The 19,078-nt window shown below is 51.7% G+C and carries 12 protein-coding genes; 8 read left to right on the forward strand and 4 right to left on the reverse strand.

Annotated elements, in window-relative coordinates; translation table 11 throughout:
• Position 1 precedes the first annotated feature (1 nt).
• The 6 genes from thiH (at position 2) to LKE53_00915 (ending at position 7,490) form a co-directional block, all read left to right on the forward strand.
• The gene (thiH, locus tag LKE53_00890; GenBank protein MCH3971322.1) at positions 2 to 1,255 is read left to right on the forward strand and encodes a 2-iminoacetate synthase ThiH; all 1,254 of its coding nucleotides are present in this window, start codon (positions 2 to 4) and stop codon (positions 1,253 to 1,255) included.
• The gene (locus LKE53_00895) at positions 1,248 to 1,847 is read left to right on the forward strand and encodes a thiamine phosphate synthase (protein ID MCH3971323.1); all 600 of its coding nucleotides are present in this window, start codon (positions 1,248 to 1,250) and stop codon (positions 1,845 to 1,847) included. The genes thiH and LKE53_00895 overlap by 8 nt, the downstream gene beginning before the upstream one ends.
• Before the next feature lie 336 nt (positions 1,848 to 2,183).
• Entirely contained in the window at positions 2,184 to 3,062 is an 879-nt protein-coding gene (locus LKE53_00900) for an ABC transporter permease subunit (protein MCH3971324.1), read from the forward strand.
• A 16-nt stretch (positions 3,063 to 3,078) separates the two neighbouring features.
• Positions 3,079 to 4,035: a carbohydrate ABC transporter permease gene (locus LKE53_00905; protein MCH3971325.1), complete on the forward strand. Its 957-nt coding sequence runs from the start codon at positions 3,079 to 3,081 to the stop codon at positions 4,033 to 4,035.
• A 93-nt stretch (positions 4,036 to 4,128) separates the two neighbouring features.
• A complete protein-coding gene (locus LKE53_00910; protein ID MCH3971326.1) occupies positions 4,129 to 5,922 on the forward strand; it encodes an ABC transporter substrate-binding protein in 1,794 nt (597 codons plus the stop codon).
• Positions 5,923 to 6,005: 83 nt separating this feature from the next.
• The gene (locus tag LKE53_00915; GenBank protein ID MCH3971327.1) at positions 6,006 to 7,490 is read left to right on the forward strand and encodes an alpha-L-fucosidase; all 1,485 of its coding nucleotides are present in this window, start codon (positions 6,006 to 6,008) and stop codon (positions 7,488 to 7,490) included.
• Positions 7,491 to 7,597: 107 nt separating this feature from the next.
• Here the strand turns inward: LKE53_00915 and LKE53_00920 are convergent, their stop codons facing one another.
• Both LKE53_00920 and LKE53_00925 read right to left on the reverse strand, forming a co-directional pair.
• Complete coding sequence (locus LKE53_00920) at positions 7,598 to 9,154, reverse strand: response regulator transcription factor (GenBank protein MCH3971328.1); 1,557 nt, start codon at positions 9,152 to 9,154, stop codon at positions 7,598 to 7,600.
• 33 nt (positions 9,155 to 9,187) lie between these two features.
• Positions 9,188 to 10,981 carry a histidine kinase gene (locus tag LKE53_00925; GenBank protein MCH3971329.1) on the reverse strand — a complete coding sequence of 598 codons (1,794 nt, stop codon included), beginning with the start codon at positions 10,979 to 10,981 and terminating at the stop codon, positions 9,188 to 9,190.
• A 240-nt stretch (positions 10,982 to 11,221) separates the two neighbouring features.
• Between LKE53_00925 and LKE53_00930 the strand changes: the two genes are divergently transcribed.
• Both LKE53_00930 and LKE53_00935 read left to right on the forward strand, forming a co-directional pair.
• A complete protein-coding gene (locus LKE53_00930) occupies positions 11,222 to 13,375 on the forward strand; it encodes a glycoside hydrolase family 3 C-terminal domain-containing protein (protein MCH3971330.1) in 2,154 nt (717 codons plus the stop codon).
• A 121-nt stretch (positions 13,376 to 13,496) separates the two neighbouring features.
• Positions 13,497 to 16,313, forward strand: a complete 2,817-nt coding sequence (locus LKE53_00935; GenBank protein ID MCH3971331.1) for a beta-glucuronidase — start codon at positions 13,497 to 13,499, stop codon at positions 16,311 to 16,313.
• A gap of 159 nt (positions 16,314 to 16,472) precedes the next feature.
• On the opposite strand, the gene xylB is transcribed toward LKE53_00935, so the two are convergent.
• Positions 16,473 to 17,990 (reverse strand): xylulokinase, encoded by a 1,518-nt coding sequence (gene xylB / locus LKE53_00940; GenBank protein ID MCH3971332.1) that lies wholly within the window; start codon positions 17,988 to 17,990, stop codon positions 16,473 to 16,475.
• Positions 17,991 to 18,022: 32 nt separating this feature from the next.
• Positions 18,023 to 19,066: a LacI family DNA-binding transcriptional regulator gene (locus tag LKE53_00945; protein MCH3971333.1), complete on the reverse strand. Its 1,044-nt coding sequence runs from the start codon at positions 19,064 to 19,066 to the stop codon at positions 18,023 to 18,025.
• Positions 19,067 to 19,078 lie beyond the last annotated feature (12 nt).

Genomic DNA, 19,078 nt, shown 5'->3' on the forward strand with positions numbered 1-19,078 from the left:
TATGGCAAATGATTTTTTAGTAGATTCCGAATTCCTTTCGCCAGAGGCACTCAAGCGCAAGCATCAACTGGAGACGGACCCTTCCTGCCGGAAAGACCCGATGGAGTATCTGCCGGGCATGGAGCAGATCCATTCTGATATCTGTGATAAAGTCATTTCGCAGATGAAAGCGTATGACTGCACCCAGTATACCCCCAGAGATGTAATGGCCGCGCTTTCGCACGAAACATGTACGGTACAGGACTTTAAGGCACTGATTTCGCCTGCTGCCCAGCCTTTTTTGGAGCAGATGGCACAGCGTGCGCGCATGGAGACCCGCCGCCACTTCGGCAATACGGTTTACCTGTTTACGCCGCTGTATATTGCAAATTACTGCGAAAATTACTGTATTTACTGCGGCTTTAACTGCTACAACCATATCCACCGCAAACAGCTGAATCACGCGGAAATCGAGCACGAGATGAAAGTCATTGCCGATTCGGGTATGGAGGAAATCTTGATTCTGACCGGTGAAAGCCGCAAAATGAGCAGCCTTGCGTATATCGGCGATGCCTGTAAACTGGCGCACCAGTATTTCCGCAATGTTGGGTTGGAAATTTACCCGGTGAATACCGACGAATACCGCTACCTGCGCGAATGCGGCGCCGACTATGTCACGGTGTTTCAGGAAACGTATGACCTTAAAAAATATGAAACGCTGCACCTGATGGGGCACAAGCGAGTCTGGCCTTACCGCTTTGATTCACAAGAGCGTGCACTGATGGGCGGTATGCGCGGGGTCGGTTTTTCGGCACTGCTTGGCCTCTCTGATTTCCGCAAAGACGCATTGGCGACAGCGCTGCATGTCTACTATCTGCAGCGCAAATATCCGCAGGCAGAAATGTCCCTTTCCTGTCCGCGGCTGCGCCCGATTATCAACAACGAAAAAATCAACCCGCAGGATGTACATGAAACGCAGCTGTGTCAGCTTTTGTGTGCCTACCGCATTTTCCTGCCCTTTGCGGGCATTACGGTTTCTTCGCGGGAAAGCAGAGCTTTCCGCAACGGCATTGTCAAGATTGCGGCAACTAAGATTTCCGCCGGCGTTTCCACAGGCATTGGCGACCACGAGAGCAAATATACTGGCAAGCAGCTCGATGAGGTAGAGGGTGACGAACAATTTGAAATCTGCGATACTCGCAGCTTTGGCCAGATGTACGGTGATATGGCAGGAGAAGGCCTGCAGCCGGTGCTGAATGATTACTTGTATGTCTGATATTTTATGTGTCACCAGCCGGCATTTGTGCCGGGGGGATTTTTTGCAGCGCATGGCAGAGATTGCCGCGGCGCACCCGGCGGGTATTCTGCTGCGGGAAAAAGATCTTTCGCCGCAGGCGTACGAAAAACTGGCGAAAGAAGTGTTTTCCATCTGCCGGCGGTATGAAACGCCGCTCATTCTGCACAGTTACGCAGCGTGTGCACAAAAGCTCGGCTGTGATTCGCTGCATTTGCCGCTGCCGGTTCTGCGCCATTTGCCACAGCAGCAGCGCTGCCAGTTTCGTGTGCTAGGGGCTTCCTGCCACAGCGGTGCAGATGTCCTAGAAGCGGCGGCTCTGGGCTGTACGTATGTGACGCTGGGGCATATTTTTGCAACAGACTGCAAAAAAGGTCTGCCGCCGCGCGGAACGGCGTTTTTGCGGGAAGTGTGCACAGAGCCGCCGCTGCCGGTGTGGGCCATTGGCGGCATTGGCCCACAAAACGTGGGGCAGGTGCGCGCTGCCGGTGCAGCGGGGGCCTGCGTGATGAGCGGTTTTATGCAATGTGACAGTCCAACCGCGTTTTTGCGCGAAATGGAACGAAAAAAATAGCAGAATGATAAAAAAAGACAGTTGCTTTTTTAGGCAGCTGCCTTTTTTGTGCTTTTTGCACATGGTAAAATAGCTAGTTTTACGGTTTGTAAAGTGTAAGAATCAGACTATTTTTAAGATAAAAATTCTATTTATTTCTTTCTGCGTATAAAACATCCAATATTTTATAGAAATAGAATTCAATTTTGGCGGTATTCATGGTGAAAAGTGAGTGCTATAGTAAATTTACCGGATATGAAAAAGAAATCTTTCGGGAGGGGTTAAACAATGAGAAAGAAGGATACTTCCGGAAAAGTGGAAGCCAAGAAGAAAAAGTCAAATCCAGATAGCGTGCGCATGTTCTTGTATGTCCTGCCGTTTCTGGTACTTATCTTTTTGTTTTCCTATTTTCCACTGGCCGGCTGGGCGTACGCATTTTACGACTACAAGCCGCCGCTGGCGCTTTCGCAGTGTCAGTATGTAGGGACCAAATGGTTTCAGATGCTGTTTTCCAACCCAACACAGGTAAAGCAGCTGATTCAGGTCTTGAAAAACACCTTTGCCATGAGCTTGCTGGGCATTGCGACCTCCATTTTGCCGCTGCTGTTTGCAGTCTTCTTAAATGAAATTCACTGCAAATGGTTCCGCAATCTGGTACAGACACTGACCACGCTGCCAAACTTCATCAGCTGGGTTTTGGTGTTTTCCGTTGCATTCAGCCTGTTTTCCAACACAGGCATGGTTAACACGATTCTGCAGAACATGGGCGTTATTCAGACGCCAATTAAATTCCTCGACAGTGACTCGCACACATACCTATGGATGCTTTTCTGGAATACATGGAAGTGCCTAGGCTGGAACTCCATTATGTACCTAGCCTCTATTGCAGGCATTGACACTTCGCTTTACGAGGCTGCACGTGTAGATGGCGCCAACCGCGGCCAGATTATCCGAAACATCACGATTCCTTCCCTGATGCCTACCTTCTTTGTTTTGCTGATGCTTTCTGTTGCAAACTTCCTGAACAACGGCATGGACCAGTACTTCGTTTTCCAGAATGCTTTCAACAAAACACACATTCAGGTGCTTGACCTGTACGTTTACAACATCGGCATGACAGGCAACAGCCTTTCGCTGGCAACAGCAATCAGCATGATGAAGAGCCTGGTCAGTGTGGTGCTGCTGTGCGTGGTAAACACGGTTTCAAAGAAAACGCGCGGCGAGTCGATTATGTAAAAAGGAGGAATCAGCCATGTCTTCAAAGCCTAAAAAAAAGAGTGACCAGCTTGCAGCCGAGCCTGAAAAAAAGCATGAACGGCTTACGCCCGGCGGCGTTACCTTTAATGTTATCAACTATGTTATTTTTGGCATTTTAACTTTTATCTGCGCTTATCCATTTTATTATCTGATTATTAACTCAATCAGTGCAAACAACCTAAGTGAAAACGGCGTCATCAACTTTTGGCCGCAGGGTATTCACTTTGATAACTACGTGCAGGTGTTGCAACTGAGCGGCCTGCCCCTGGCGGCGGCGGTTTCTGTAGCACGTACTGTTTTGGGTACTGTCCTTACTGTGCTTGCGTCGGCTTTTCTGGGCTTCATGTTTACCCAGCAGAAAATGTGGGCACGCAAATTCTGGTACCGCTTCATGGTTATCACCATGTACTTTAACGCCGGTCTGATCCCGATGTTCATTACCATGAAAAACCTGCATTTGACCAACACTTTTTGGGTCTATATTCTGCCGGCCATTGTGCAGCCCTTCAACATTATCCTTGTAAAGACCTACATTGAGTCCATACCGCATTCGCTGCAGGAGGCAGCTGAAATTGACGGCGCAGGGGTCCTTACCATTTTCGGAAAGATTATTTTGCCGACCTGCAAGCCGATTATGGCGACCGTTGCAATCTTCTCTGCAGTTGCACAGTGGAACTCTTTCCAAGATACCTTGATTTACATTACGGACTCCAAACTGTACTCTCTGCAGTATTTGCTGTATCAGTACATCAACCAGGCAAATTCCCTGGCGCAGATGGTCAGGACCAGCGGCGGCTCCGGAATGAACATGGCGGCTCTGGCTACCCAACAGACAGCTACTTCCATACGCATGACCGTTTCCGTTGTTGTTGTGCTGCCAATCCTGTTTGTTTATCCTATTTTCCAAAAGTACTTTGTCAAGGGCATTATGATCGGCTCTGTCAAGGGCTGATGTGCCAAATTTCAGTTTGCTGACAAATAAGCTGCAAAAGGGTAGCTTATTTGCTCCATAGAGATTATACTTTTGTTGGGAGGAAATTCATTCATGAAAAAGACATTGAAAGCTGTCAGTTTGCTGCTTAGCGCGGCAATGCTGGTAGGCAGCTGTGCCGGCTGTGGATCTTCAAGCAGCTCAAGTGCCGCTGCTTCCGGCTCCACTTCAGACACCAGCACCAATTCAAAGTACAAAGATACGATTACCATTGATGTATTTGATGGTCAGGCAAACTACCAGGGCATTCAGTCCGGCTGGTTCGCCAAGGTTGTAAAAGACAAATTCAACATGAAGCTGAACATCATTGCACCAAACGTGGCCGGCGGCGGCGATACGCTGTTCCAGACCCGTTCGGCAGCCGGTAACCTGGGCGACCTGGTCATTATGGGCGCCGACAGCGGCAAGCTTTCTACTATGGTAAAAGCAAACCTGCTGATGGATATGACCGATTATATTAAGGATGAAAAGAACCTGTCAAAGTACAAGGAAGCTATTGCAGAGACAACGAAACTTGCCGGGAAGTCCGGTACATGGGCAATTCCAAGTGCAATTTCCAGCCAGTCCGCTGATACTCCTTCTGAGGGCCTTGACTTGACCTTTGGCCCGTATATCCGCTGGGATATCTACAAAAAGATCGGCTACCCGACAATGAATACCCTGGAAGACCTGCTGCCTGTGCTGCAGAAGATGCAGGCTGCTTCCCCGAAGAGCGATTCCGGCAAAAAGACCTATGGCTTCTCTCTCTTTAAAGACTGGGATGGCAACATGATGAACAACGCCAAGCAGCCTACTTGCTTCTATGGCTATGACGAGATGGGCTTTGCGCTGGCAAAGGCAGACGGCAGCGATTATCAGAGCATCATCGATTCCAATTCCATGTACACTCGTGTACTGAAACTGTTCTACAAAGCAAACCAGATGGGCCTGGTCGACCCTGAGTCTACCAGCCAGAATTATGACACCATGTCCAGCAAGTACAAAGACGGCCAAGTCCTTTATGCACCGTGGCCGTGGCTTGGTCAGAGCATGTACAACACCACTGAGCACAAAAAGGCCGGCAAGGGCTTTATGCTTGCTTCCATTAAAGACATGAAGGTCTTCTCTTATGGCTGCTCTCCGCATGGATCTGATAAAAACACCATTGCCATTGGCAGCAAGGCAAAGGACCCGCAGCGTTTGGCAGACTTTATCGACTGGCTCTATTCTCCCGAAGGAGTCGAGACCAGCTGCGCACAGACTGCCAGCACCTGTGGACCTAAGGGCCTGACTTGGGAAATGAAAGACGGCAAGCCGGTTCTGACTGAGTTCGGTAAGAAAGCACTGCTGGGCGACGGTACTGTGGCAATGCCTTCTGGCTGGGGCGGCGGCAGCTGGAAAGACGGCGTTTCTCAGCTCAACTACAGCGCGATTGGTTTGGTCGATATTGACCCGAATTCTAAGAGCACTTATACCTACAGCATGTGGGATTCTGTACTGAAAGATAACACAACTGCGCTTGACACCGATTGGCAGACAAAGATGGGTGCAAAGACAACGCTGAGCTATCTCGAAAAGAGCAAGCAGATCGCGGTTGCTCCTGGCAGTGACTTCTATCAGCCAGAGGAAACTTCCGATATCTCCACTCTGCGCAACCAGTGCAAGTCCACGATTGTAGCAGATTCCTGGAAGATGATCTTTGCTAAGGATGAAGCAGAGTTTAACTCTTATCTGAAAGATATGCAGACTACTGTCAAGGGCCTTGGCTATGACCAGGTGCTTGCCGTAGATATGAAGAATGCAAAAGATCAGCAGGCCGCGCGTGTAGCCATTATGAAGACAAATGGCAGCAGCACAAGCAGCAAATAAAAAAACAGCACTGATTTTTCAGCGCAGCTGGGGAGCACTGGAGCAATTCCAGTGCTCCCTTTGTCTAAGAGGGAGGGTGTTCTTTGAAAGAAACATGGAATGAAGAAGAGTATTTACAGGAAATAGAGCAGGTGGTTTCTCTGGGTCCCTTTCACGATACATGGGAGTCGCTGACCTCTTTTGTGACGCCCGCCTGGATGACAGACGCAAAGTTTGGCATCTTCATTCATTGGGGGCTTTACAGTGTGCCCGCCTACCGCAATGAGTGGTACCCGCGCAATATGTATATTCGTGATAAACCTGAATTTGAGCATCACCGCAGCACCTATGGGCCGCAAAAGCTGTTTGGCTACAAAGATTTTATTCCGCGGTTTACCATGGAGCATTTTGACGCAGACGCGTGGGCTGCATTGTTTGCCGCTGCAGGTGCAAAATATGTGTTTCCCGTAGCGGAGCACCACGACGGTTTTCAGATGTACCGCAGCCGCCTGTCACACTGGAATGCATATGAAATGGGCCCCCGCCGCGACCTTTTGGGAGATCTGCAGGCAGCATTGCAGGCGAAAGGGCTTATTTTCTGTACCTCTTCTCACCGCGCCGAGCATTGGTTTTTTATGAGCCATGGTCGGGAATTTGACAGCGATATCCGCGAGCCAATGCAGCGGGGTGACTTTTACTGGCCCGCTATGCCAGAGCCTGCCCCGCAGGATCTGCAAAGCAAGCCGTACCCCACGCCGGAGTTCCTGCAGGACTGGCTGTTACGTACATGCGAGATTATCGACCGCTACCACCCGCGGGTCCTGTACTTTGATTGGTGGATTCAGCACGAGGCATTTAAGCCGTGGCTAAAAAAGCTGGCGGCCTATTACTACAACCGCGGCCGGCAGTGGGGCACCCCTACAGCCATCTGCTATAAGCAGGATGCCATGATGTACGGCAGCGGTATCCCGGAAATGGAGCGCGGCGGATTTGCCGATACACAGCCGTTTTTCTGGCAGTCCGACACGGCCATTGCAAAAAATTCATGGTGCTACACGGACTCTCTGGTCTACAAAACGCCGCGGCAGATTATTCTGGAGCTGATAGAGGCGGTTAGCAAAAACGGCAGCCTGTTGCTGAATATCGGCCCGAAAGCAGATGGCACAATTCCCGAAACCGACTGCAGGATTCTCAAAGAAATCGGTAGCTGGCTGCGGGTAAATGGAGAGGCTATTTACGGCAGCCGACCCTGGCGCAAATTTGGCGAGGGCCACACCCGGCCGGCGCAGGGACAGTTTGCCGATGCCGAGGCACTGCAGTACGAGCCGGAAGATTTTCGCTTTACCGTACGCGGGGGAAATCTCTACATTTTTGCAATGGCTTGGCCGGAAAGCGGCTGCGTGACAATCCACGCACTGGGCCTAACGCAGAATGAGAGCATTCCGCATTTTCACGGATTGCTGAAAGGCGTGTCAGTGCTGGGCTTTCAGGAGGCACCGCAGTGGGTGCGGGACGAAGCGGGGCTGCATGTCAAAGCACCCTTTGTCAGCAGTACCCTGCCTGTCGTTTTGCGTGCGCAGGTGCTGTAGCTTCTGTTCAAAAATTTTGTAGCGCTCTGTAAAAATAAGAAAAGCCGGTCCTTTCCAAGCTTTTGGCTTGCGGAAAGAACCGGCTTTTTGTGATTGCGGGGCGGGAATTATTCCCCGCTGTTCTCTTGCGGCGGGCAGTTTTCCCGGCGGTATTTCGCGGGACTTACACCCACGTATTTGCGGAATTTCTTATGGAAGTAATCCACATTGCAGTAGCCCGCTTCTTCTGCAATTTCATAGACTTTCTTTTTGCTGCTTTTCAGCTGCTCGGTTGCGTAGCGGATGCGCACTTTATCGACATAGGCGTTGAAGCTGTCGCCGACTTTTCGGGAAAAAAGCTTGCCCAAGTAAGAGCTGTTATACCCAAAAAGCGGGGCGAGTGTTTCAAGCCGCAGATTTTTGCGGAAGTTGTTGTTTACATAGGTCAGCAGGTCGTCCAACACATTGTCACTAGAGGGAGTGCCGATTGCATTAAACCAAACCTCAAACTGCTCTGAGAAAAACTGAATGATTTCATACAGATACTGCTTGCTCTCGATAATGCCCAGCACAGTTGCATTTGAGGGAAACGGGATTTCCACAGTGGAGTAAACTTGAGCAATGTTCTGCTTGACCTGCAGGTAAATATCAGAAAGAAAATGCTGAATTTGGCTGATGCTGTCAGAGGCATAGTAGAGCATTTCCTGCAGGGAGTTAAGCGCCATGGCAATTTTTGTGCGGTTGTGTGTTTGAATATAATTAGAAAGCTCACCCTGCCAGTATGTAACCGCTTCATCATTGACAACGGCCTTTAAAGAATCCGCGGCAGGTAGGGCGTCTACGGTCAGAATATGCTGGTCCGGCTCACAGAAAAAGCGGCGGCGCTCCAGCATATTCACATCTTTCGCAGAGAGCGGCAGGTCCTCCAGCTGTGAGACCTGCCGCCCGCAGGCGAGAAACAGTGTGTCCAGTGGGGAGCCGCGGCGCGGTGTATAGTGGCTCAGCAGCATTTTCAGGTGCAGAATTGCCGAGCGGCCTTTGAGCAGGATATAATTTTTACTGTTGATTTCCAGGTTCTCGAAAGGCTGATTCCCCTGAAAAGCCACATTCAGGCTTTCTGCAAAGTTCCAGTGTGCAGCATAAAGCTTTCGATCATAGTTTTCATAGAGCATTACCTGGTAGACATCTGCTGTCAGGTCGAGGTCATGCAGGTCGAGGGAAGAAACATTGGCGGTGCCCTGCAGCAGGTCCTGCAAAATGACGTCCTTTGCTTTGGAGCGGTATTGGTTGAGTGCATGGCTCTTTTTCTGTTCTTTTTCAATGGACTGCCGCACTGTAACTACTGCATTCTGCAGCTCATCTTCATCAATCGGCTTAGTCAGGTAAAAATCAACGCCGCAGCGAATGGCTGTCTGCGCATATTTAAAGTCGGAAATACCGCTTAAGATAATGAATTTCCCGTCAAAGCCCTGCTTGCGGGCGGTTTCTACCACCTCAATCCCCGAAAGCTTTGGCATGCGGATATCCATCAGCACAAGGTCCGGGCTGAGCGATGAAATTTTATGCAGCGCCTCATCACCCGTCTTAGCTTCTCCGCAAATTGTAAAGCCGAGCCCCTGCCAGTCTATAATGCAGCGCAGGCCCTGCCGCACAATCGCTTCGTCGTCTGCAATCAAAAGTTTCATAGACGCTGTTCACTCCTTTGTAAAATTGATCTTCTATATCGTATGGTAAGGAATCGTCAAGTTTACTTTGGTTCCGCTGCCCGGTTTACTCTCTATTTCAATGCCATAGCATTCGCCGTAGCACAGCAGAATACGCTGATTGATGTTGCAAAGCCCAATGTGCCGGCTCTTTTCCTTGCTTGAGGTCAAGATACTGCGCCGCAGGGCTTTTACTTCTTCGTTGGTCATGCCGGCGCCGTTGTCAGAAACTGTCAGGGAAAGCACAGAGCTGCCCAGCAGCCGTACATCCAAGTCAATCAGCCCGCCCTCTGAGATATCGGAAAAACCGTGTGAAATGCAGTTTTCTATAATCGGCTGCAGCAGCAGCGGCAGAATTTCACATTTGGCGGGGTCAATCTCAGGCGCAGTGTGCAGGGTATAGTTGAATTTATCGCCAAAGCGCAGCTTTTGTATTTGCAGGTATACCGAAATGTAGTCCAGTTCCCTTTTTAGTGTGGTCGAGGAAGTCCCCGTGTTTTCCAGCACATAGCGCATGGATTTACCCAGCAGCTTAATTGCCGTGGCCACGTCGCGGTTTCCCTCTGTCAGGGCTTTCATTCGTATGGTTTCCAGTGTATTATAAAGGAAATGAGGATTAATTTGGTTTGCCAGCAGTTCATATTCCATCTTCTGCTGTTCGTTTTCCAGTTTTTGCTCGCGCAGCTGTTCGCGGTACATTTTGGCTTCTTTTACTTTCACCTGCTCCACCAGTCCCTGCAGGTCGCGGAAAGTATCGGAGAGCTCATCGTTTCCGTGAAAATCATCAATAATGTTGTAGTCATTGTTGCAGGCACGGTGCATTGCGCTGCGCAGGCACTCGACACGCACACTGAAATAGTGGGTAAACAGGAAAATAATGATACAGGAAACGGCCATAATGGCCAAAAGCAGCAGCAGCAGCATCTGCGTTAAGTGGTCAATCTCATCAAGGGCTGTGCTGTTCATAGAGACAATGTAAAACGAATCATCTGTATGGTAAGGCAGCAAGGTGCTGGTGCTTGTCAGACAGCGGCGGCCGTCAATGATATTTTCGGCGTTTTCTTTCTGGTAAAAGTGCCCGGCCTGCAGCGTCACGGGGCATTTCTGCATAACTAAATCTGACCAGGAACTGTAAAAGACAGGCTCGCTGTTGACAGACACAGCCGAGCACAGGGTGTTGTTTTCCAGTTGGTTGTGCAGAAAGTTGTTGCTCATGGAAATGGCCAGTACCGCATAGCTGTGTGTCTTTACCAAGGTAAAATGGCGGTAAAGTGTTACTTCATAAAGCGGATTGCCGAAAGAATCCTTTCGCGCGCACACCTGCCAAAACGGATAGTATGACGAGGCGGCTTTTTGAAACCACGCTGTTTTTTGTACGGCAGCGGTTGCCTGTTGAAAATGGGTAGAGGGGGCAATGCTGCTGTTTGAGGTGTACACACAAATGCTTGAAATAGCAGTGTCATTAAAAAAAACGTTTTTAAAGTTTCCGTACTGGTCGCAGGCTGCAGCAGACTGCTCTGGGGTGCTGTACTGTGTTTCCAGCAGAGTGGTGAGGCCTTTGTCGACAAGCAGCTGCTCTGAAAGGTTATAGAAGCGTGAAGTCGCATTAAAGAGAATCGACTCGACCCGCTGGTTGTCCGAATTTAGCAGATCAACATACTGCTGGTAGGTCTTTGAGCGGAATGTGTTTAGAATAATGCCACTGATAATGGTGACAGGCAGCAGGATCGCCAGCAAAAAGACAGTAACCAGCTGCTTTTTTACATTTGAGCGGCTCAGCCGCATAAATAAATGCTTTTTTATGGACATGGCTTTTCTTAAACCCCTTTTGTCTTTCTCAAAACCCACTTTATTATATCGTATTTTAGAAAAATGGTGAAGTCAATTTTCTAAAATGATGAATGATTTTGTATGAAAAATATTGTTTTCTCTAAAAATTATGGCAATATTGTTCCAAAAAGTTTGGTATGCAAGAATGTGCACGAACATATATAATGAAAATCATAGCAGGAAGCAGTGGATTGCCTGCACAGCGGAGGAGAATACAAAATGAAAACAAAAGAAGAAATGCAGCGCACCGCGCGCCAGCTCATCAGCCAGATGACACTGGAAGAAAAAACGGGCATGCTGCACGGCACGGGCTTGTTCCATACACAGGGCATTCCGCGGCTGGGGATTCCGCCGCTGAAGATGTCTGACGGCCCTATGGGTGTGCGCAGCGAATTTGAAAATGGCCAGTGGAAACAGATCGGCCTGCCAGATGACTATGTTACCTATTTGCCCAGCGGTACTGCAGTCGCCTCTACCTGGAACCCTGACCTTGCAGGAAAAGTTGGGGAGGTCTTGGGGGAAGAGGCCCGCGGCCGCGGCAAAGATGTCATTCTTGCGCCGAGCGTCAACTTAAAGCGCAGCCCCCTGTGCGGCAGAAATTTTGAGTACATGAGTGAGGACCCGTATTTAACGGCTTCTCTTGCGGTGCCGCTCATCCGGGGCATTCAGCAGTCCGATGTTTCTGCCTGCGTCAAGCACTTTGCGCTCAATAACCAAGAGACAAACCGCCTGGAGGTCGACGTAAAAGCGGACAAGCGCGCAGTACACGAGCTGTACCTGCCGGCTTTCCGTGCGTGCGAAAAAGTTTCGTATTCTTTAATGAGTGCGTATAACAGAATTGATGGTGAATACTGCAGCCACAACAAACCGCTGCTGACAGATCTGCTGCGCAAAAAGTGGGGATACGACGGCACAGTGATTTCTGACTGGGGCGCTGTGCACGATACGACCGCCCCGGCAGAGGCCGGACTGGATATTGAGATGTCCGTAACGGATAATTTCGAAGAGTACTATTTTGCACAACCGCTGTGCGCGGCGGTGCGTGCCGGAAAAGTTTCAGATACGCTGCTTGACCAAAAGCTGGAAAACATTCTGGTTCTTATGCAGCGGCTGCACATGCTCGGCGGGGAAAAGCGCAAGCCCGGCTGCTATGATACGCTGCCGCATCAGCAGGCAACTTTGGCGGCTGCACGCGAGGCAGTGGTGCTTCTCAAAAATGAGGACCGTCTGCTGCCGCTTGCCAAAGGCGCGGGCCGGATTTTGGTTATCGGGGACAACGCCGTGCGCGCACATGCACCGGGTGGCGGCAGTGCAGAGATTAAGGCACTGTATGAGATTACCCCGCTGCTTGGCATTCGTACGGTACTTGGCGGTGAAACAGATGTGCGCTGGGTGCCCGGCTATGCCGCCGCGCCGGCAAAAGCGCAGGACGAGAATTGGCAGGCCGACAGCTTAAAAGACCACGCACGTGATGAAACTGCTGAAGACCGGGAAACAGCGGCGCAGCAGAAAACCCTGCGTGATGAGGCTGTGCACCTTGCGGGACAGTATGACCGGGTGGTGCTGGTGTGCGGCTTGAGCCACCTGCAGGACACCGAGGGCGCCGACCGGCCGGATATGCGGCTGCCGTATGGGCAGGACCAGCTTATTTCGGAAGTGCTGAAAGCAAACCCGAATGCGGTAGTTGCGCTTATTGGCGGTTCGCCGATGGAGATGCCCTGGCTGCCGCAGGCAAAGGCTGTGCTGTGGAGCTCCTATGCGGGTATGGAGGGCGGCCGCGCATTGGCTGAGGTCCTTTTCGGTGAGGTCAACCCGAGTGGGCACCTGCCCGAGACTTTTGCGAAAAACCTGACAGATTATTCTTCACACAGCATTGGCGAATTTCCCGGTGGAAAATCGGTAGACTATAAAGAGGGTATCTTTGTCGGTTACCGGCACTTTGATGCGGCCAAAATTGAGCCGGCATTTTGCTTTGGCCACGGCCTTTCCTACACAACTTTTGCCTACACGGATCTGCAGGAAAAGCTTTGCGAAACTGAGCAGAAGCTACAGCTGACACTTTCCTGCCAGATTCAAAATACCGGCAGGCGGGCAGGCAAAGAAACCGTTCAGTTTTATGTCGCTGCTCCACAAAACGACCGTCCTATGCCTGTCCGAGCACTGTGCGGGTTTCAGAAGCTTGCGGTGGTTCCGGGCGAAACGGCCCGTGCCGAGGTGACTGTGCCGGTAAAGTGCCTGTCCTTTTACGATACGGCGCTGGGCGCGTTTGTGGCAGAGCCCGGTGAGTACCGCATCTTTGCGGGCTGCTCTTCTCGTGACCTGCGCCTGCAGGGCACGGTACAGCTGCAGTACCGCCATGTGACAACAGAATAATTTCCATACAAAAAAGTGTATAAGCTCCTGTTTTTATACAATCCCCGAAAGCTGCTGCCCGCACCATGAAAGGCGGCAGCTTTTTTGGCTACATCAATTCCTAGAAGGAGACAAGTTTTAAATGACGCATTGTTTCGATTTGAGCGGCACCTGGGCTTTTCAGCTTGGTCCGCAGAGCGGCTTTCCCAAGACCCCGTACGCGGATACCATTCACCTGCCGGGTACCACTTCCTATTACCGAAAAGGCAAAAAGAATGAAAAAGCAGAAACAGACTGTTTAACCGAAGAGTATCCATTTGCCGGCAGTGCATGGTATTCCCGTACCTTTACTGCCGCGGAAGATTACTCCGGGGAAAGCTGCTTTTTGCTTTTAGAGCGCACGCGCATTACTACCCTGTGGCTGGATGGCACCTGCCTTGGCACCCAAAACAGCCTGTGTGCGCCGCACGTTTATGATTTGGCCGATCATCTGACCAAAGGGGAACATGTCTTTACACTCTGTGTTTCCAATGTCGGCTACCCGACAAAAGGCGGGCACATGACTTCGAAAGATACCCAGACCAACTGGAATGGCGTGACCGGCCGCATAGAGCTACAGGTCTTTCCCAAAAACCGTCTTTCAGAGATCCAGGTACGGCCGGACGCCGCAAAAAAAGAGGCTGTCATTACGGCAACAGTCTGCGGCGGGCAGGCCGGCACAGTTTCAATTTCTGCCGAGAGCTTTAACAGCATAGGGACCCATCGGCCAGAGCCGCGGGTTTACCCTGCTGCCCCCGGGACCTTGCGGGTTGTCTTTCCTATGGGCAGAGATGCCCTGCTCTGGAGCGAATATCAGCCTGCACTTTACCGCATGAAGCTTACTTTTTCGGCGGGCGGCACAGCGGATACAGAAGAGGTAACGTTTGGTCTGCGCGATTTTCGCACAGCAGGCGGAAAATTTACCATCAATGGGCAGGAAACGTTTCTGCGTGGCAAGCACGAAGCCCTTTTATTTCCGCTTACCGGCTTTGCGCCCACATCGCTTGCGGCGTGGATGGAAAAACTGGAGCGCTCAAAGGAATACGGCATTAACCACTACCGCTTCCATACCTGCTGTCCGCCAGATGCCGCGTTTACTGCTGCTGACCTTTTGGGTGTGTATATGGAGCCAGAGCTGCCTTTTTGGGGAACGGTGCCCGAGCCGGATACCGCTGACAAGTCCCTGCGGGAAGAGCAGGATTACCTGGAGGCAGAGGGCCTGCGTATGCTGAAAGCCTATGGCAGCCACCCTTCTTTTGTCATGCTGTCGCTTGGCAATGAGCTTTGGGGCAGCAGCCGGCGCATATCGCAGGTCCTGCAGAATTATCATGCCTTTGACAGCAGCCGTTTGTACACCCAGGGCTCCAACAACTTTCAGTTTTGCCCTGAAATCCTGCCGGAAGATGACTTCTTCTGCGGCGTGCGCTTTTCAAGGGACCGCCTGATCCGCGGCTCCTACGGAATGTGTGACGCACCTTTGGGACATGTGCAGGAGGAAGTGCCGGGCACGATGAAAGATTACGACGAGGCAATTTACCCTGAACAAAAAGCCGGCCAAAAAGCAGCCGCAGGGGAAAAGACTATTCAGATACAGTTTGGTACAGGAACCAAAACCGTAAAAGCCGCGGGAAAGAACGACATGGTGCTGCCGCAGGTTCCGGTGGTTTCGCATGAAGTAGGTCAGTACGTTGTTTTTCCGGATTTTCGGGAGATTGCGCAGTACACCGGCCCGCTGAAAGCAAAAAACTTTGAGATTTTTCAAAAGCGCCTGCGTGACAAAGGAATGGGGGACTGCGCCGAAAGCTTCTTTTACTGTTCCGGTAAGCTTGCTGCACAGTGCTACCAGGAAGAGCTGGAGGCAGCGTTCCGCTCACAGAAACTTGCTGGGTTTCAACTGCTCGATTTGCAGGATTATAGTGGACAGGGCACAGCAACAGTCGGTATGCTCAATGCTTTTATGCGGCCCAAGGGCCTGATTTCGCCGGAAAAGTGGAGGAGCTTCTGCTCTGACGCAGTTTTGCTGGCACGTTTTCCGAAGTTTGTCTATCTTTCAGGGGAAACATTTCGCGCTGCGCTGCAAATGCGCTGCAGTCGCCCGGGCATTCCCCAAAAGCTGACACTTTTTTGGACGCTGCAAATGGGGGATACCCTTTTGGCACACGGCCGGCAGGAAGCAGAGAGCATACAGAATGGCTGCTGTTGGTTTGGCAAAATTGCCTGTATGCTGCCGCAGGCAGCGGAGTTGCGCGAAGTGACGCTTTCCCTTGCTCTGCCCGCGCTGCATCTTAAAAAAATATATACGGTTTGGGTCTGCCCGGAAAAGGAAGAACCAGCATCGGCGGTTCCCGTCTTTGAGCGCTTGGATTCACAGCTGATTTCTTTGTTGCGGAAAGGCGGCAGTGCCCTGCTTTTTGCAGATGAGGCGCTGCCGGAAAAGACCATTAAAACAGCTTACTGTGCTGATTTTTGGTGTTACCCAATGTTTCGTTCCATTTCAGAAAGCATGGGAAAGCCCCTGCCGGTAGGTACCCTGGGCCTGGTGATTGACAAAGGACACCCTGCGCTGCGGCACTTTTCCAGCCGGGAATATGCAACAGAACCTTGGCGCAGCATTGTTACAGATGCCCCCGCGCTGATTTTAGACACTGCGTCGCCGCAGCTGCACCCGATTGTGCAGGTTATCGATAACTTTGAGCGCAACCACAAGCTCAGCCTTTTGTTTGAGTGCCGCGTGGGTGCGGGCAGGCTGCTGGTCTGCTCCTGCCCCAAAAAGCAGTTGCAGCGGACGCCCGAGGGCCGGCAGCTTTTCAGCAGCCTTTGCGAATATGCCGCCAGTGATCGCTTCTGCCCCACTGTTTCTCTTTCGGAAAGGGAACTGAAGGCTTTCTTTACAGCGTCTGAAGACTGGGGAACTGCCTGAAGATTTTTATTTCCTATAAAATTTATATCAAAATAATGGTACAAAAAGGCCCCCAATCGCAGGAAAAACTGCGGCTGGAGGTCTTTGTTTATATATAAGGGAAAAGAAAACAGTTCTTAGAATCGTTTAAAGGGCAGAGAAAGAGGGCCAGTTGTTAAGTCATTTTGCCAGCTGCTGAAAACTGTCTTTCAGGCAGGAGTAGAGCCCAGTGTAAATGCGGTAAAAATGTTCGTACTGCGGAATGTTTTCGGGGATAGGTTTGCAGGTGGAGCTGGTGCTGACAAACTGTGCGCAGGCTTCCTGTACGCTTGGGAACATGCCAGCACCCACGCCGGCAAGAATCGCCACGCCCAGTGCCGGCCCCTCGGACTGCACCGTGCTGACAGGGCAGGCATAGACGTCTGCAAGCATCTGGCGCCACAGCGGGCTGGTTCCGCCGCCGCCGCAGGCCATCATTTCCTCTATGGAAACGCCCATTTCCTTGAGCACTTCATAGCAGTCACGCAGGGAATAGGTGACACCCTCCATCACGGCACGCAGCAGGTCACGCCGTGTGTGAATACCCGAAAGCCCGACAAAGGCGCCGCGGCAGTTAGAGTCCAGGTGGGGTGAACGCTCGCCCATCAGGTAGGGCAGGTAAAGCAGGCGGTTTGCACCGATCGGTGATTTTCCCGCTTCGCGGTCCAGCAGTGCATAGGAGCTTACCCCCATGGCTTCGGCAGTCTGTATTTCTGCATTGCAGAAATTATTGCGGAACCATTTAAGCGAAAGCCCCGCTGCCTGGGTGACGCCCATTACATGCCAGCAACCCGGCACTGCACAGCAGAAGGTATGTACGCGCCCCTTTGGGTCAATCGAAATCTTTGAGGTGTGCGCAAATACAACGCCGCTGGTGCCAATCGTTGTAAAGGCGTGCCCATCCTGTACAATTCCGGTGCCGACTGCGGCGGCAGCGTTGTCGCCTGCACCGCCGACTACCGGTGTGCCTGCGGCAAGGCCGGTCTGCTTTGCAATTTCCGGCAGTACTTCGCCGGTGATTTCCGGCGATTCGTAGACTTTGGCCAGCAGGGCAGGGTCTATTTCCAGTTTCTGCAGCACTTCTTGGCTCCACTGCCGCTTGGGTACATCCAGCAGTTGCATACCGGAAGCATCACTTACTTCGGTGGCAAATTCTCCGGTCAAGATAAAGCGGATGTAATCTTTTGGCAGCAGAATGTGTGCACAGCGGGCGTAATTTTCCGGCTCATGGCGGCGCACCCACAGAATCTTAGAGGCTGTAAAACCAGCCAGCGCGGGATTGGCGGTAATTTGAATCAGCCGGTCGCGGCCGATGCGCTCAGTGATTTCGGCGCACTCAGCTTCTGTACGCTGATCGCACCAGATGATGGCGGGGCGGATGACGCGGTTCTCTTTGTCGAGCATAACTAGGCCGTGCATCTGCCCAGAAAGGCCGATGCCCTTTACCGCGTGCGGGTCGACGCCAGTTTTTTGCAGCACCGCGGCAATGGTTGTAAGCACTGCGTTTTTCCAGTCCTCCGGGGCCTGCTCAGCCCAGCCGTTGCGTGGCTGTGAAAGCGGATATTCCTGGCTGGCGCTTGCGAGCGGGTGGCAGTTTTCGTCAAATAAAACAGTCTTTGTGGCAGAGGTGCCTAGGTCAACGCCGATGAGGTATTTCATGCAGGGAACAACTCCTTTTCTGTATAGCGGTTTTATATTTTAGAAGCATCGGATGGAAAGCTTTCTGTAATGCGAATTTGATTATCCATAAGAATGCGGCCGCTGGCCGGCACTTCGCCGGTCAAAAGATTGCGGTAAGCGGCCTGTACCGCTTCATAGCCCTGCCGGTAGGGCTGCTGGTCGATAACGGCCTGAATAAAGCCCTGCTCCAGAAATTCCCGCACCTGCGGGGTGGTATCGAAGCAGACAATTTTCGGCGCATTGCCGGGGCGCACTTCCTCCACTGCGCGGCACACGCCGTACGTGCCCGCGGCAGATAAAAACAGAGCATCAATTTCCGGGTGGTCCCGCAGCAGATGTTTTGCGTTGCTGTAGCCGATGATATCGTCATCTTCCGTGGCAATTTCGCCTATAACCTGAAAACCAGGACAGTTTTGCCGCATGGCTGTGCAAAATCCTGCAATGCGCTGAGCATGGCCCAAAAGCTGCCGTGAACCGGAAACAATGCCCAGATGTGCCTGCCCGCCGGTAATCAGCCGCAAAGCGCCGCAGGCAAGCCGCCCGCCGGCTGTGTAGTTGCTGCCGACATAGCAGACGCGGCTGCTGCCCTCAATATCTGTATTGATAGTAACTACAGGCTTGCCCGCTTTGGTCAAAGCATTGATTTCGTGCAGCACAGCCGGCCGGTTCACCGGCGTCAGCACCAGCGCATGAAAGTCTGGCGGAAGAGAGCGCATTTTTTCCGCCAGAGAAGCGTCATCGTAGCCTTTGCAGGTATAAAGCCGCACCCGCACACCAAAGTCGGTCAGTTCCTCTGCTGCGGCGCGGATACCGCGGATGATTTCGTCAAAGAACGGGTTCCCTTCCGAGCAGAGCAGCACCGCAATGACATAGGACTTTTTGCGTGCGGCCAGTGCTTTGCCGGCCATGTTTGGCTGGTAGCCCAGCTGCTCTGCAACCCGGCGCACCAGCGCCTCTTTTTCCGGCGCAACATGCCCGCGACTGTTGAGTACACGGTCTACTGTTCCGCGGGAAACACCGCTGAGTTCCGAGATTTGTTTGATGGTGACGGCCATTTTTTGAGCCCC

Source organism: Oscillospiraceae bacterium (genome assembly GCA_022483045.1).
GTDB lineage: Bacteria > Bacillota > Clostridia > Oscillospirales > Acutalibacteraceae > Caproicibacterium.

Coding starts and splice junctions, on each gene's coding strand:
- thiH (MCH3971322.1), top strand. CDS start 2: ATGGCAAATGATTTTTTAGTAGATTCCGAATTCCTTTCGCCAGAGGCA.
- LKE53_00895 (MCH3971323.1), top strand. CDS start 1,248: ATGTCTGATATTTTATGTGTCACCAGCCGGCATTTGTGCCGGGGGGAT.
- LKE53_00900 (MCH3971324.1), top strand. CDS start 2,184: ATGTTCTTGTATGTCCTGCCGTTTCTGGTACTTATCTTTTTGTTTTCC.
- LKE53_00905 (MCH3971325.1), top strand. CDS start 3,079: ATGTCTTCAAAGCCTAAAAAAAAGAGTGACCAGCTTGCAGCCGAGCCT.
- LKE53_00910 (MCH3971326.1), top strand. CDS start 4,129: ATGAAAAAGACATTGAAAGCTGTCAGTTTGCTGCTTAGCGCGGCAATG.
- LKE53_00920 (MCH3971328.1), bottom strand. CDS start 9,154: ATGAAACTTTTGATTGCAGACGACGAAGCGATTGTGCGGCAGGGCCTG.
- LKE53_00925 (MCH3971329.1), bottom strand. CDS start 10,981: ATGTCCATAAAAAAGCATTTATTTATGCGGCTGAGCCGCTCAAATGTA.
- LKE53_00930 (MCH3971330.1), top strand. CDS start 11,222: ATGAAAACAAAAGAAGAAATGCAGCGCACCGCGCGCCAGCTCATCAGC.
- LKE53_00935 (MCH3971331.1), top strand. CDS start 13,497: ATGACGCATTGTTTCGATTTGAGCGGCACCTGGGCTTTTCAGCTTGGT.
- xylB (MCH3971332.1), bottom strand. CDS start 17,990: ATGAAATACCTCATCGGCGTTGACCTAGGCACCTCTGCCACAAAGACT.
- LKE53_00945 (MCH3971333.1), bottom strand. CDS start 19,066: ATGGCCGTCACCATCAAACAAATCTCGGAACTCAGCGGTGTTTCCCGC.